The sequence below is a fragment of the Sphingomonas epibiotica genome, from assembly GCF_039615155.1.
Classification (GTDB): domain Bacteria; phylum Pseudomonadota; class Alphaproteobacteria; order Sphingomonadales; family Sphingomonadaceae; genus Sphingomonas.
In genome coordinates this window covers 104,192-117,440 of the sequence record NZ_JBDGHY010000007.1, presented here as the reverse complement: position 1 = coordinate 117,440, position 13,249 = coordinate 104,192, and the positions used below count along the sequence as shown (strand labels likewise).

At 64.4% G+C, this 13,249-nt stretch carries 14 protein-coding genes; 8 read left to right on the top strand and 6 right to left on the bottom strand.

The genetic code is table 11. The features are described 5' to 3' along the window. The first annotated feature begins 103 nt into the window (after positions 1 to 103). A complete protein-coding gene (locus tag AAIO73_RS14800) occupies positions 104 to 1,051 on the top strand; it encodes a cation diffusion facilitator family transporter (protein ID WP_345879160.1) in 948 nt (315 codons plus the stop codon). 67 nt (positions 1,052 to 1,118) lie between these two features. Here the strand turns inward: AAIO73_RS14800 and AAIO73_RS14795 are convergent, their stop codons facing one another. Together AAIO73_RS14795 and murA are read right to left on the bottom strand one after the other, a co-directional pair. After that, positions 1,119 to 2,258: an aldose epimerase family protein gene (locus AAIO73_RS14795; protein WP_345878969.1), complete on the bottom strand. Its 1,140-nt coding sequence runs from the start codon at positions 2,256 to 2,258 to the stop codon at positions 1,119 to 1,121. 106 nt (positions 2,259 to 2,364) lie between these two features. Continuing rightward, the gene (murA, locus tag AAIO73_RS14790; RefSeq protein ID WP_345878968.1) at positions 2,365 to 3,648 is read right to left on the bottom strand and encodes a UDP-N-acetylglucosamine 1-carboxyvinyltransferase; all 1,284 of its coding nucleotides are present in this window, start codon (positions 3,646 to 3,648) and stop codon (positions 2,365 to 2,367) included. Positions 3,649 to 3,909: 261 nt separating this feature from the next. On the opposite strand from murA, the gene AAIO73_RS14785 reads away from it, so the two are divergent. Further along, the gene (locus AAIO73_RS14785) at positions 3,910 to 4,248 is read left to right on the top strand and encodes a hypothetical protein (protein ID WP_345878967.1); all 339 of its coding nucleotides are present in this window, start codon (positions 3,910 to 3,912) and stop codon (positions 4,246 to 4,248) included. 20 nt (positions 4,249 to 4,268) lie between these two features. Here AAIO73_RS14785 and clpS read toward each other — a convergent pair whose 3' ends face one another. The 3 genes from clpS to AAIO73_RS14770 form a co-directional block, all read right to left on the bottom strand. Then, positions 4,269 to 4,619, bottom strand: coding sequence for an ATP-dependent Clp protease adapter ClpS (clpS, locus tag AAIO73_RS14780; RefSeq protein WP_431311938.1), 351 nt, complete (start codon positions 4,617 to 4,619; stop codon positions 4,269 to 4,271). 136 nt (positions 4,620 to 4,755) lie between these two features. Next, positions 4,756 to 5,547, bottom strand: a complete 792-nt coding sequence (phaP, locus tag AAIO73_RS14775; protein WP_345879155.1) for a phasin family protein — start codon at positions 5,545 to 5,547, stop codon at positions 4,756 to 4,758. 124 nt (positions 5,548 to 5,671) lie between these two features. After that, positions 5,672 to 7,399 carry a PHA/PHB synthase family protein gene (locus tag AAIO73_RS14770; protein ID WP_345878966.1) on the bottom strand — a complete coding sequence of 576 codons (1,728 nt, stop codon included), beginning with the start codon at positions 7,397 to 7,399 and terminating at the stop codon, positions 5,672 to 5,674. A 75-nt stretch (positions 7,400 to 7,474) separates the two neighbouring features. Between AAIO73_RS14770 and AAIO73_RS14765 the strand changes: the two genes are divergently transcribed. From AAIO73_RS14765 to AAIO73_RS14750, 4 genes are all read left to right on the top strand, one after another. Beyond that, positions 7,475 to 8,683: an LL-diaminopimelate aminotransferase gene (locus AAIO73_RS14765; RefSeq protein ID WP_056459143.1), complete on the top strand. Its 1,209-nt coding sequence runs from the start codon at positions 7,475 to 7,477 to the stop codon at positions 8,681 to 8,683. A gap of 106 nt (positions 8,684 to 8,789) precedes the next feature. Continuing rightward, entirely contained in the window at positions 8,790 to 9,188 is a 399-nt protein-coding gene (locus AAIO73_RS14760) for an MAPEG family protein (protein WP_345878965.1), read from the top strand. Between the two features lie 102 nt (positions 9,189 to 9,290). Further along, entirely contained in the window at positions 9,291 to 9,554 is a 264-nt protein-coding gene (locus tag AAIO73_RS14755) for a DUF2061 domain-containing protein (protein WP_345878964.1), read from the top strand. 96 nt (positions 9,555 to 9,650) lie between these two features. Further along, positions 9,651 to 10,130, top strand: coding sequence for a DUF4142 domain-containing protein (locus tag AAIO73_RS14750; protein WP_345878963.1), 480 nt, complete (start codon positions 9,651 to 9,653; stop codon positions 10,128 to 10,130). Positions 10,131 to 10,170: 40 nt separating this feature from the next. Here the strand turns inward: AAIO73_RS14750 and AAIO73_RS14745 are convergent, their stop codons facing one another. After that, positions 10,171 to 10,641 carry a winged helix-turn-helix transcriptional regulator gene (locus AAIO73_RS14745; protein WP_345878962.1) on the bottom strand — a complete coding sequence of 157 codons (471 nt, stop codon included), beginning with the start codon at positions 10,639 to 10,641 and terminating at the stop codon, positions 10,171 to 10,173. A 137-nt stretch (positions 10,642 to 10,778) separates the two neighbouring features. Between AAIO73_RS14745 and AAIO73_RS14740 the strand changes: the two genes are divergently transcribed. Both AAIO73_RS14740 and AAIO73_RS14735 read left to right on the top strand, forming a co-directional pair. Further along, positions 10,779 to 11,084: a CC_3452 family protein gene (locus AAIO73_RS14740; protein ID WP_345878961.1), complete on the top strand. Its 306-nt coding sequence runs from the start codon at positions 10,779 to 10,781 to the stop codon at positions 11,082 to 11,084. 51 nt (positions 11,085 to 11,135) lie between these two features. Then, positions 11,136 to 13,226 carry a RelA/SpoT family protein gene (locus tag AAIO73_RS14735; RefSeq protein ID WP_345878960.1) on the top strand — a complete coding sequence of 697 codons (2,091 nt, stop codon included), beginning with the start codon at positions 11,136 to 11,138 and terminating at the stop codon, positions 13,224 to 13,226. Positions 13,227 to 13,249: the final 23 nt, after the last annotated feature.

Below are 13,249 nucleotides of genomic sequence, written 5' to 3'. Positions count from 1 at the left end.
GCGTCGCATCCATTTTCGATCCAGGTTACCGATCGCTTAACCTTCTTTTTGCTGCACCGCGTCGCATCTGGTCACCGTGCCCGGCACCTGTCAGAAGCAGGCCATGGGCGCGCATCACCATGGCCACGGTCACGATCACCATTCGCATGGACATCACGGACATGGGCATCATGGCCACAGCCATGCTCCCGCCGATTTCGGTCGTGCGTTCGCGATCGGGACGCTGCTTAACATTGGCTTCGTCCTGATCGAAGGGGCAGCGGGCTTCTGGTACGATTCAATGGCGTTGCTCGCCGATGCCGGGCACAATCTGTCCGACGTGCTAGGACTGCTGATCGCATGGGGCGGGGTGGAACTGGCCAAGCGGCCCGCGTCGAAGCGCTTTACCTATGGGTTGGGTGCATCGACGATCCTTGCCGCGCTCGCCAACGCGCTGGTGCTGCTGATCGCGGTCGGCGCGATCCTGCTGGAAACGATCCAGCGACTGGGGTCGCCGCGTCCGATCGATGGTCTGCCGGTAATATGGGTCGCACTCGCTGGGATCGTCGTCAATCTCGCCACGGCCTTGCTGTTCGCGCGCGGGCGCCATGGCGACGTCAATATCCGCGGCGCCTATCTGCACATGGCCGCCGATGCGGCGGTCTCGGCCGGGGTGGTGATCGCCGGGCTAGCGATCCTGTGGACCGGCGCCGTTTGGATCGACCCGGTCGTCAGCCTGGTGGTGGTCGCGATCATCCTCATCGGGACGTGGAGCCTGCTGAGCGAATCGCTGCTGCTCGCGCTACAAGCGGTGCCGCGCGGGATCGATGCGGTCGCGGTCGAGGCGATGCTGGCCGGCCTGCCCGGCGTGGCGCGAGTCCATGACCTGCATATCTGGCCGATGAGCACGACTAAAACCGCGCTGACCGCGCATCTCGTGATCCCCGACGGCCATCCCGGTGACGGCTTTCTGGTCGAGCTGTCGGACGAACTCGAGCATCATTTCGGCATCGGCCATGCGACGGTGCAGATCGAAACCGGCGACGAATGCGGGCTGACCCACGCCCATTGAGGGGAAGGTCTCGCCGCGCCTGAGCGTATCCCCGCGCAGGCGGGGATACGGTTTCAACTACGATAAGTCAGCGCGCCACCGATACCCGGTACACCATACGGTGATGATACGGCTTGCCCGGTTCGACCCGCGCCGATCCGAATGCCGGCTGGTTCGGCGTATCGGGGAACTTTTGCGGTTCGAGCGCAATGCCGTCGCCCATGCGATAGACATGGCGGTTCTTGCCGATCAGCGTGCCGTCGATGAAATTGCCCGAATAGAATTGCACGCCGGGTTCGGTGGTCAGCACTTCGAGCACACGGCCCGATGCCGGGTCTTCGAGGCGTGCGGCCAGCTTCGGCTCCTTGGTCATGCCGGCGTCGAGCACGAAATTATGGTCATAACCGCGGCCGGCAATGATCTGCGGATCGCGCCCGTCGCGGACGTCCTTCCCGACGATCCGCCCGCGGGTGAAATCGAACACCGTGCCGGCGACTGGGCGACGCTCGCCGGTCGGGATCAGCGCATCGTTGACCGGCGTGTAGCGGCTGGCGGGGATGGTCAGCTTATGGGTCATCGTACCCAGCGTGCTGCCCTCGCCGCCCATGTCGAACAGCGCATGGTTGGTCAGGTTGACGATGGTCGGCGCGTCGCTCTTCGCATCGAAATCGATGGTCAGCGCGCCCTTGTCGTCGAGCGCATAGGTGACGGTCACGTCGAGCGTGCCGGGATAGCCCTGATCGCCATTCGGACTGTTCAGCGTCATAGTCACTGATGCGCTCGGGCCGTCCTTGACCGACACGATCCGCCACACGCGCTTGTCGAAGCCGACCGTGCCGCCGTGCAGCGAATTGGCCTTATCGTTCTGCGTCAGTTGATACGCCTTGCCGTCGAGCGTGAACTTGCCGCCGGCGATGCGATTGGCATAGCGGCCGATGGTCTGACCCCAGTAATTCGGGGCGGTGATATAGCTGGCGGCATCGTCATAGCCGAGCGTCACATCGGCGACCTTGCCCTTGCGGTCAGGCGCGTTGAACGCTTGCAGGGTGGCGCCCAACGTCATGATCTTCGCGCTGACCCCGTTGCGGCCGGTCAACGTCACTATTTCGACCGCGGTACCGTCGGGCAGCTTGCCAAAGCTCGACCTTTTGGCCGTCGCCGCATTGGCCGCCCCGCCGCACAACATCGTTGTCATGGCCAACGTGCTGACCAGAAACGCCTTTTTCATCGTCACCCTCCCAATATCACCGGCGGACTATCGCGCCGCGTCCGGTTCGTCGGGAGGGGTATAGTCAGACAATAAGGGCTTGTTCAAGCGGCGAGCGACGCAAAGCTCAGCCGTCGCCGAGCCGTTCGATATCGGCACCGACCGCCTGCAGCTTTTCCTCCAGCCGCTCATAGCCGCGGTCGAGGTGATAGACGCGGCTGACCGAGGTTTCGCCCTCTGCCGCCAACCCGGCGATGATGAGGCTCATCGACGCGCGCAGGTCGGTCGCCATCACCGGCGCACCGACCAGGCCGGCGACGCCGCGCACCACCGCCGATCGGCCGGTGACGGTGATGTCCGCCCCCATCCGCGCCAGTTCGGGGACGTGCATGTAGCGGTTTTCGAAGATCGTCTCGGTCAGCACGCTCGCCCCGTCGGCGCGGGTCAGCAGCGCCATGAACTGCGCCTGCATGTCGGTGGCGAAGCCCGGATAGGGCGCGGTCGACAGGTTGATCGGGCGGATATCGCCGCCCGCCTCGACGAACAGCGACGTCGCTTCCTCGCGCACCGCGACGCCGGCTTCGACCAGCGCGTCGATCGTCGCGCGCATGTCGGAGGGCACGACATTGGCCAGCTCGACCGCGCCGCCGGTGATCGCGGCGGCACAGGCATAGCTGCCCGCTTCGATCCGGTCTGGCATCACCGCATAGGTCGCGCCGTGCAGCTTCTCGCGACCCTCGATGGTCAGCGTGTCACTGCCGATGCCATCGATGCTGGCCCCCATCGCGACGAGGCAGCGGCACAGATCGACGATCTCTGGCTCGCGCGCAGCGTTTTCGAGGACGCTGGTGCCCTTTGCAAGCACCGCTGCCATCACCGCATTCTCGCTCGCGCCGACCGAGACGACCGGGAAGCGATAACGCCCGCCGGGCAGCCGTCCGCCCGGCGCGGTCGCCTTCACATAGCCCGCCGCTAGTTCGATCTCGGCACCCAACGCTTCGAGGGCCTGGAGGTGAAGATCGATCGGGCGGTTACCGATCGCGCAACCACCGGGCAGCGACACCGTCGCCTCGCCCGCGCGCGCGACCAGCGGGCCGAGCACGAGGATCGACGCGCGCATCTTGCGGACAATGTCATAGGGCGCGACCGTCGACGTCAGCCGCTGACCGCGCATTGTCATGACGCGGCCGAACTCGCTGGGGTGCGATCCCTCGACCGTGGTCGACACGCCGAACTGGTTGAGCAGATGGCCGAAGCTGTCGACGTCGGCGAGGCGCGGCAGGTTGCGCAGCGTCAGCGGCTCTTCGGTCAGCAGCGCACAGGGCAACAGGGTAAGCGCGGCGTTCTTCGCGCCCGAAATGACGATGCGGCCGGACAGGCGATTGCCGCCGCGAATGACAATACGATCCATGGGCCAGCTTCTAGTGTGTGGTAGCACACGCGCAAGAGGTGCCAGCAAATCCTCCCCGTTCACGGGGAGGGGGACCGTCGCCGAAGGCGATGGTGGAGGGGCGTCGCGGCAAACGCCACGGTTCCGTACGCGGCGCTCCCCCTCCACCAGCCTGCGGCTGGGTCCCCCTCCCCGTGAACGGGAAGGATTGTTGGGCTGGCGGTTGCTTCGCCAGCGTGCCGGGCTCATTCTGCGGTTACTGGGTGACGATGGAGATGACCCATGACCGAAATTGCCATTACGCTGCTGACGCTCGCAACGCTGATCGTCATGTCGGTCCGCTACGATCGGCGACACCGTGCGACGGCAAGATTGCCGATGCAATGGTCGCTATCGGGTCGCGTGAACTGGACCGCGCCGCGCCGAGGCGCATTGGCGTTCACGCCAGTGCTGGCAGCAATCGTCCTCGGCGCAATCCAAGTCACGGCACGCCTTCGGCCTCAGACACCGGGGTCTGACGGTTCGGTGCTGGCCACGCTGCTATCGGCATCCCTGCTGCTGGTCGTCGTCCATGCTATTCATCTTCGGCTCTGCGACCTGACACTTAACCGTACAAACTGATCAGGGGCGAAGGCACCACCTCAAGCCTTCTCCAGCGTACACTGCAGCGGGTGCTGGTTCTGCCGGGCGAAGTCCATCACCTGCGCCACCTTGGTCTCTGCGACCTCATAGGTGAAGACGCCGCAGACGCCGACGCCGCGCTGGTGGACGTGCAGCATTACCCGCGTCGCTTCCTCCATGCTCATGCGGAAGAAGCGCTGCAGACACAGGACGACGAATTCCATCGGCGTGTAATCGTCGTTCAGCATCAGCACGCGGTACGGCGTGGGTTTCTTGACGCGGGTCTGGGTGGCGACACCGAGACCAGTCGATCGGTCGTCGTCATGGTCGCGGTCGTCACCGGCCATCTGGATGCAGGGCTGTCGAGACATGTCGCCGCAAAATATGGCATGCGTGTCCGGCAGGGCAAGAGGGTGCGTGGTCATATGCGCCGAATTGGAAATGACAAAAGGGGCAGCCGCTCGCGCAACTGCCCCCTTCCCTAACCGGTAAAGGCTAACCGACCGCTTACGCGGTGACCTTGACCTTGTCGGCGGCAACCGCGACGCGGTTGCTGATCGGCTGTGCGGCGTCGCCGGCCAGCTTGATCATCATTTCGGTGGTCTTCGACGCTTCGGCGACGAACGAGTCGAACGACTGGCGGACGAAATCCGACTGCAGCTTCATGAACTCAGTCGGCGACTTGACGGTCGCGAGCGTCTTGGCGGTCGAGGTCGCGTGCTCGAACGACTTGCGGCCATATTCGGCCATTTCCTGACCGAGCGATTCGAGGCCCTTGGCGGCGATACGGCTGGCTTCGACCATCGCCTCGATGTTGCCCTTGGCCATCTCGTTCATTTCCTCGAAGCCCTTGGCGCCCTTTTCGAACGCGGCCTTCGCCTTTTCGTTGAATTCGGTGGTCATCGCCTGCGCCTTGCTGGCGGCGTTCTGGGCGGTGGCGGTCGCTTCGTTGGTGACGTCCATGGTCTTTTCCTCGACTAGAGCGGTGACGGTTTCGACCGCCTTTTCAGTTTCCTCGGCCACGACCTCGACGGTCTCGGCAACGGTCTTGGCCTCTTCGACGACCGGTTCGACGGGCGGCGTCGGAATGACGACGGCGGCGGTTTCGGTCTTGAGAGGCAATTCGGCCGGCACGGGCTTGGCCGCGGCGACGAACGGTACGGGCGGAAGCTCCGCCTCGACCGGTTCGACCGCCGGCACCACCGGTTCCGGCGCTGCAGAAACGACGGGAGCGGCCGCGACCGACCGGGTGGAACGGGAACTGGCGGGCTTGCGCGCGCCGGTCTTCGGACCTCGCATGGTCACTCGGACATCCTCCATCTGCTACTGCTGCGACGCACCAATTAGGCTCAGATCTCTACAGTTTCAAGGCGAAAATTGTGCAGCGCAACATAAATATACGTCGCTGAAATTTCAAACGATTTCAGCGGGTGCGCACATAGTCGCCGGGCGCGTCACCCAACGATGCCGCACCCCCCTTGCCCGGGATGCGCGCCCCCGTCGCCGGCACGGTCGCGCCATCCGCCTCGGCGATCCACCGGCGCCAGTCCGGCCACCAGCTACCCTTCGTCTCGCGCGCGCCGGCGATGAACGCGGCCAGCGAGTCGGCGGGCTGGTCGTTGGTCCAATATTGATATTTGCCGGCCGAAGGCGGGTTCACGACGCCGGCGATATGCCCCGACCCGGCAAGGACGAAGCGCAGGGGGCCGGCGAAATGCTCGGTCACCTTCCACACGCTTTCGGGCGGGGCGATGTGATCCTCGCGCCCCGCCTGGATATAGGCTGGCGTCTTCACCGTAGTCAGGTCGATCGGGGTGCCGTCGACGGTCATCGACCCCGGCTGCGCCAGCCGGTTGTCGCGATACAGATCGGTCAGATAGCCCAGATGCCAGTTCGCCGGCAGGTTGGTGACGTCGGCATTCCAGTGCAGCAGGTCGAACGGCGCATAGTCGTTGCCGAGCAGATAATTGTTGGTGACGTAGTTCCAGATCAGGTCGCGCCCGCGCAGCAGATTAAAGGTCGCGGCCATATATCGCCCGTCGAGATAGCCGTCCTTGCCGACCTGCCGGATCAGGCCGAGTTGATCGTCATCGACGAACAGCGACAATTCCCCGGCATCGGCGAAATCGACCTGTGCGGTGAAGAAGGTGGCGCTCGCGACCTTCGCCGCCTCGCCCCGGGCCGTTAGCAGCGCCAGCGTCGCCGCCAGCGTCGTGCCTGCCACGCAATAACCGATGGCATGGACCGATTCGACGCCCAGCACCTCGCGCACGGTGTCGATCGCGTCGATCTGTCCGCGAACGACATAATCGTCCCACGTCACGTCCTTCATCGACGCGTCGGCCGATTTCCACGACACGACGAACACGCTCAGCCCCTGCTCGACCGCCCAGCGGATGAAGCTCTTCTCGGGCGTCAGGTCGAGAATGTAGAATCGGTTGATCCACGGCGGAAAGATCAGCAGCGGAATCGCTCCGACCTTCTTGGTCGTCGGCGCATAATGGATCAGTTCGTACAGCGGCGTGCGCTTGATAACCTTGCCCGGCGTCGTCGCGACGTTGCGGCCCAGCTCGAATGCGCTGGTGTCGCTTTGCGTCATCTGCCCCTTGGCCATGTCGGCCAGCATGTTCTGCAGGCCTTTCAGCAGATTCTCGCCGCGCGTCTCGATGATCTTCTCGACCACCAGCGGGTTGGTCGCGGGAAAATTGGTCGGGCTCATCGCATCGATGAGGCCGCGCGTAGCGAAGCGGATCTGCTCCTTCTGCTTCGGATCGACCCCGTCCAGCGCATCGACGCCCTTCAACATATGGTCGGCGACGAGGAAATAGCTTTGCCGGATGAAGGCGAACAACGGATCGTCATGCCATTGCTTGGCCTTGAACCGTTTGTCGCGCGCACGCTCTGGCGACTCATCGACCGGTTCGGCATTGGCGGGGTCGAGGAAGCGCTGCCACAGCTTCATCGTGTCGGTCCAGAAATCGGTCTGGACCTTCAGCATGCCTGTCGGGTCGGGCAAGGCGGGTGCGCGTTCCATCAGGTCGATGCCCTGCTCCAGCATCATCTGTTGCGCGCGGCCCAGCATCTGCGTCCAATGCTGCATCTCTTCCAGCGACATGGCCGTCGCGGGCGGCACGTTCGGCTTGTCGGTCATTTTCCTCTCCTAACGGTATCCGGGCCTACCCGTTTATTGCTTCCTAGCGTAAGGGCGATGACGAAAGGAACGAGAATGTCCGACGAATTCTACCGCATGAAGCGCCTGCCCCCCTATGTCATCGCCGAAGTGAACGCGATGCGGGCCGCCGCGCGTGCCGGTGGCGAGGACATTATCGACCTAGGCATGGGCAATCCCGATCTGCCGCCGCCCGACCATGTCATTGAGAAACTGGTCGAGGTCGCCCGCAAGCCCTCCGCGCACGGCTATTCGCAGTCGCGCGGCATCCCCGGGCTGCGGCGGGCGCAGGCAAATTATTACGGCCGCCGCTTCGGCGTCGATATCGACCCCGACAGCGAGGTCGTGGTGACGATGGGGTCGAAGGAGGGGCTGGCCAGCCTCGCCACCGCAATCACCGCGCCGGGCGACGTCATCCTTGCGCCCAATCCCAGCTACCCGATCCACATGTTCGGTTTCATCATCGCCGGCGCGACGATCCGCGCGGTGCCGACCACGCCCGACGAACATTATTTCGAAAGCCTCGAACGCGCGATGGCGTTCACCGTGCCGCGCCCCAGCGTGCTGGTGATGGGATATCCGTCGAACCCGACCGCCGAAGTCGTCGACCTCGCCTTCTACGAACGCGTCGTCGCCTTCGCCAAGGAACATGGGCTGTGGATCATCTCCGACCTCGCCTATAGCGAACTTTATTATGACGGCTGCCCGACGCCGTCGATCCTGCAGGTGAAGGGCGCGAAGGACGTCGCGATCGAATTCACTTCGCTCAGCAAGACCTATTCGATGGCCGGCTGGCGGATGGGGTTCGGCGTCGGCAACAAGAAGCTGATCGCGGCGATGACGCGGGTGAAGTCGTATCTCGATTACGGCGCCTTCACCCCGATTCAGGCGGCGGCCTGTGCGGCGCTGAACGGTCCGCAGGATATCGTCGAGAAGAACCGGCAGCTGTATCACAAGCGCCGCGACGTGCTGGTCGAAAGCTTCGGTCGCGCCGGCTGGGACATTCCCTCCCCGCGCGCATCGATGTTCGCGTGGGCACCGCTGCCGCCCGCTCTCGCGCATCTGGGCAGCCTCGAATTCGCCAAGCAGCTGCTGACCGAGGCCAAGGTCGCGGTCGCACCGGGCGTCGGCTATGGCGAGAATGGCGAAGGCTATGTACGGATCGCGATGGTCGAGAACGAACAGCGGCTGCGCCAGGCGGCGCGTAACGTGAAGAAATATCTGCAGTCGATGGGCGTCAATACGCCGGGACGCAGCGTGGGTTGATCCGCCAGCGATCGCCATTCCCGCCTGGGCGGGAATGGCGAAGGCAGGGACGGAACCGCCCGCTCTGCCCAAATCTTTATTGTCCGTCCCTTGACGGAGCATGCCCATGACCACCCTGCCCCTCGAACTCATCCTGCTCGGCTGGTCGGTCGTACTGCTGGTCGTGGCGTTGATGCTTCAGGGACAGTTGGCCACGCGCGAACTGGGTGTGAAGTGGAATGCCGGCCCGCGCGACGGCGACCGACATCCGACCGGCGCGCTGGCCGGAAGAGCCCAGCGGGCGCTTGACAATTTCAAGGAAAGCTACCCCGCCTTCATCGCGCTGGCACTCGCGCTTGCCGTCAGCGGGCGGACCGGCGGGCTGGGCGCAACGGGCGCGCTGCTGTGGTTCGTCGCGCGGATCGTCTATCATCCGCTCTATCTGTTCGGCGTACCTTATGTCCGCAGCCTGGTATGGGTCGCATCGATGTTCGGGCTGTTGCTGATGCTCATCCGGCTATTGTGACAAAGTGTTGCTTGCGCGGTCCCATATTTTCCTCGCTACGCAGCCGTGCGGCGCTGTCGCACCCAGTGGCGCCCGGCATCCCGCACGGGCGGAGTCGACGCCATGTTCCTGTTCAAGGGTCTTGAAAGCCATCCGCGCAGTTTCGTGAAGGCGGTGTCGTGGCGAACGGTCGGGTCGATCGATACCTTCGTGCTGGGAATGCTGTTTTCGGGGTCGGCCAAGCTGGCGGGCGCGATCGCCGGGACCGAGGTCATCACCAAGATTCTGCTCTTCTATTTCCACGAACGCGCCTGGTCGCTGGTCCGTTGGGGCCATCGCCCCGAGGAGGAAGTGGCGGAAGCGCCGACCCCAATAGCCGCCGCGTAGAAATCATATTAATTCAAATCAGTTAGGATGATTTCCGTGCGGCCATTGCCGCACGGATCGCGTTGGATCGCAACTAATCCCGTTGAGGAGGTTCCGATGGCCCGACCGATGATGATCGCCCTGACCCTGTCCGTGCTGGCGGCCGGCCCGGCGCTGGCACAGACGCCTGCTACCTATGTGGCCAAGGCCGGTGCCAGCGACCTGTATGAGCGGACGTCTAGCCAGCTCGTGCTGCAATCGACGCGCGATCCCAAGATCCGCGAATTCGCGACGATGATGATCCGCGATCACCAGAAGAGCACTGCCGACGTGAAGCAGGCGGCGACCGCCGCCCGCGTGCCGGTACCCGCACCCAAGCTGGAGCCGATGCAGGCACAGATGGTCGCCGAACTGCGCGCCAAGACCGGCGCCGAACGCGATCGCACCTATGTGACGCAGCAACGAACCGCGCATCAGCAGGCGCTGGCGCTGCACAGCGGCTATGCCCAAAGCGGTACCACCGCCCCGCTAAAGGCCGTCGCCGTCGCCACCGCTCCGGTCGTGCAGCATCATATCGAGATGTTGCGGGCGATGTAACCAAGAGACTGGCCGGCGGGTGCGCTCGCCGGTCAGACCGTCAGCAGCCCGCCACGTCCTCGGGCAGCGACCAGATCAGGTCACCCTTGCCCAGCACGCGCCCGTCATGGCTATGCACCGCGACCGGCTGCACCGGGCGATGGTCGCGCGCATCGACCAGCACCGGCGTCGCCGGCACGCCGGTCTCCCACCGCTCGCCCCACTGGCGCAGCGCGACCATCGTCGGCAACAGCGCATAGCCCTTTTCGGTCAGCCGATACTCGATCTTGCGCCGGTCGCTCTCGACCACGCGGCGTTCGAGAATGCCGTGCCCGACCAGCCGCGACAGCCGGTTCGCGAGGATGTTGCGCGCTATGCCCAGTTCCGATTGGAACTCCTCGAAATGCGACAATCCGTTGAACGAGCCGCGCAGGATCAGGAACGACCAGCGCTCGCCCATCGCCTCCAGCGCGGCGGGCAGGCTGCACTGGCTGGCCAGGTCGCGCAGCGGTTCTCGAAGAGCGGTCGTCATCCGCTACGGGTCTAGCGCATGGCGACGACCAGGGAAATAGTGACTTTTCGCAATCGCAGCAAACATATCAACTTGCAACTTACATGAATGTATATTAGCCGGCGCTCCAGTACGATCGCCTCGAGGAGCCCGTGTCGATGAAGATGTTCGCCCTGCTGACCGCCGCCGCGCTGACCCTGCCCTTCGCCGCCGCAGCACAGTCGAACCGTGGCTATAGCGCGGTTCCGGCGACCGCACCCGCCAGCGACACGCTACTGACGCGCAGCATCTTGTGGAAATGCACCGCCGAACGCTGCGCAACGCCGCGTGCCGAGGGCAGCCATCTGACCATGTGCCAGCTTGCCGCTGCCCAGCTTGGTCCGCTGACCACCTTTACCGCCAACGGCACCGCTTTCGCCCCCGAACAGCTCGCCAAGTGCAACATCCGCGCCAAAGGTGCCTGATCCGCGCGAAAACGGTTGCAAAGCCGGCCCGGCCCGCTCCATCTAGTTCCCATGCTGCGGCAGTATGAATTGGTGGAGAGGGTCAAGACCTACGACCCGGATGCGGACGAGGCGCTGCTCAACCGCGCCTATGTCTTCTCGATGCATGCGCATGGCAGCCAGAAGCGCGCATCGGGCGACCCTTATTTCAGCCATCCGATCGAGGTGGCCGGCATCCTGACCGACCTGCACCTCGATGACGAGACGATCGCGACCGCGATCCTGCACGACACGGTCGAGGACACCGTCGCCACGCACGAAGAAATTCAGGCCAAGTTCGGCGAGAATGTCGCGCGGCTGGTCGAGGGCGTTACCAAGCTCAGCAAGATCGAGGCACAGACCGAAAACGAGCGCGCCGCCGAAAATCTGCGCAAGTTCCTGCTGGCGATGTCGGACGACATTCGCGTGCTGCTGGTGAAGCTGGCCGACCGGCTGCACAACATGCGCACGCTCCGTCACATCGCGAAGCCCGAGAAGCGCAAGCGGATCGCGCGCGAGACGATGGACATCTATGCCCCGCTGGCCGAGCGGATCGGCATGTACGAGTTCATGAACGAGATGCAGACGCTGGCATTTCGCGAGATCGAACCCGAAGCCTATGAATCGATTACCCGCCGCCTCGAACAATTGGAGGAAGGCGGCGGTGATCGCGTCGCCAAGATCGGCGGCGACCTGAAGACGATGCTCGACCGCCACGGCATCGCCGCCGAGGTGTCGGGCCGGCGCAAGCATCCCTATTCGATCTGGCGGAAGATGTCGGAGCGGCATGTCACGCTCGAACAACTGTCGGACATCATCGCCTTTCGCGCGATCGTCGACAGCGAGGAGGAATGCTACCGCGCATTGGGGATCATCCACCGGCGCTGGCCAATGGTGCCGGGCCGGTTCAAGGACTATATCTCGACGCCCAAGCGCAACGGCTATCGTTCGCTCCACACCAGCGTCATTCATGCTGAAAACATGCGGATCGAGGTGCAGATCCGCACGCGCGAGATGCATGCGCAGGCCGAATTCGGGCTGGCGGCGCACTGGGCCTACAAGCAGGATGCGGTCCGCCCCGACACGCAGGTGCGCTGGATCCGCGATCTGGTCGAGATCCTCGACAATGCCGAGAGTCCCGAGGAACTGCTCGAACATACCCGCATGGCAATGTATGCCGACCGCATCTTCGCCTTCACGCCAAAGGGCGAGCTGCACCAGTTGCCCAAGGGCGCGACGCCGATCGACTTCGCCTATGCCGTCCACACCGATCTCGGCGATCAGGCGGTGGGTGCGAAGGTCAATGGCGGCGTCGTTCCGCTGCGCACCGAACTCAAGAACGGCGATCAGGTGCAGATTCTGCGATCCAAGGCGCAGCGTCCGCAGGCCAATTGGCTGAACTTCGCGATCACCGGCAAGGCGCGGGCCGCCATCCGCCGTTACATTCGCCTGCGCGAGCGCGACGAGACGGTGGCGCTGGGCAAGCGTATGTATCAGGAACTGATCGCCCGCCTGCCCGTCCCGCCGGGCACGGACGCGCTGGCCGAGGGGTTGAAGCGGCTGAAACTCGCCGACGAAGCGACGCTGTTCGAATGTCTGGCGCATGGCAAGCTGACCGACGAAGCCGTCATGGAAGCGGTGATGCCCGGCGCCGTCGCCGACCCGAAGGCCGAACCGATCCCGGCCCAACGCGCGCCGATCGAGATCAAGGGGCTGACCGCCGGCGTCGGCTACGACCTCGCCACCTGCTGCCATCCGGTGCCGGGCGACCGCATCATCGGCATCCGCCGCGGCGATGGCCGGTTCGAGGTGCATGAGATCGGTTGCGAGACGATCGAGGCGATCGACCCGCATCACTGGATCGACCTGACCTGGGGCAATAATGCCGAGGGGGCGACCGCACGCATCGCAGTGACGCTGAAGAACGAACCCGGCGCGCTCGGCGCGGTGGCGACGGTCATCGGCGGGCACAAGGCGAACATCCTCGGACTCCGGCTCGACAATCGCGACACCACTTTCCACACCAACACGATCGACGTCGAAGTCCGCGACGCAGCGCATCTGATGAAGCTGCTCGCCGGCCTCCGCGCCGCTGACGCGGTGAACAAGGCGGAGCGCATCTAAAATCCTCCCCGGCACGAGGAGGA

Bases quoted from the DNA above. Each gene is read 5' to 3' on its own strand.
- AAIO73_RS14800 (WP_345879160.1), top strand. From the start codon at position 104: ATGGGCGCGCATCACCATGGCCACGGTCACGATCACCATTCGCATGGA.
- AAIO73_RS14795 (WP_345878969.1), bottom strand. From the start codon at position 2,258: ATGAAAAAGGCGTTTCTGGTCAGCACGTTGGCCATGACAACGATGTTG.
- murA (WP_345878968.1), bottom strand. From the start codon at position 3,648: ATGGATCGTATTGTCATTCGCGGCGGCAATCGCCTGTCCGGCCGCATC.
- AAIO73_RS14785 (WP_345878967.1), top strand. From the start codon at position 3,910: ATGACCGAAATTGCCATTACGCTGCTGACGCTCGCAACGCTGATCGTC.
- clpS (WP_431311938.1), bottom strand. From the start codon at position 4,619: ATGTCTCGACAGCCCTGCATCCAGATGGCCGGTGACGACCGCGACCAT.
- phaP (WP_345879155.1), bottom strand. From the start codon at position 5,547: ATGCGAGGTCCGAAGACCGGCGCGCGCAAGCCCGCCAGTTCCCGTTCC.
- AAIO73_RS14770 (WP_345878966.1), bottom strand. From the start codon at position 7,399: ATGACCGACAAGCCGAACGTGCCGCCCGCGACGGCCATGTCGCTGGAA.
- AAIO73_RS14765 (WP_056459143.1), top strand. From the start codon at position 7,475: ATGTCCGACGAATTCTACCGCATGAAGCGCCTGCCCCCCTATGTCATC.
- AAIO73_RS14760 (WP_345878965.1), top strand. From the start codon at position 8,790: ATGACCACCCTGCCCCTCGAACTCATCCTGCTCGGCTGGTCGGTCGTA.
- AAIO73_RS14755 (WP_345878964.1), top strand. From the start codon at position 9,291: ATGTTCCTGTTCAAGGGTCTTGAAAGCCATCCGCGCAGTTTCGTGAAG.
- AAIO73_RS14750 (WP_345878963.1), top strand. From the start codon at position 9,651: ATGGCCCGACCGATGATGATCGCCCTGACCCTGTCCGTGCTGGCGGCC.
- AAIO73_RS14745 (WP_345878962.1), bottom strand. From the start codon at position 10,641: ATGACGACCGCTCTTCGAGAACCGCTGCGCGACCTGGCCAGCCAGTGC.
- AAIO73_RS14740 (WP_345878961.1), top strand. From the start codon at position 10,779: ATGAAGATGTTCGCCCTGCTGACCGCCGCCGCGCTGACCCTGCCCTTC.
- AAIO73_RS14735 (WP_345878960.1), top strand. From the start codon at position 11,136: ATGCTGCGGCAGTATGAATTGGTGGAGAGGGTCAAGACCTACGACCCG.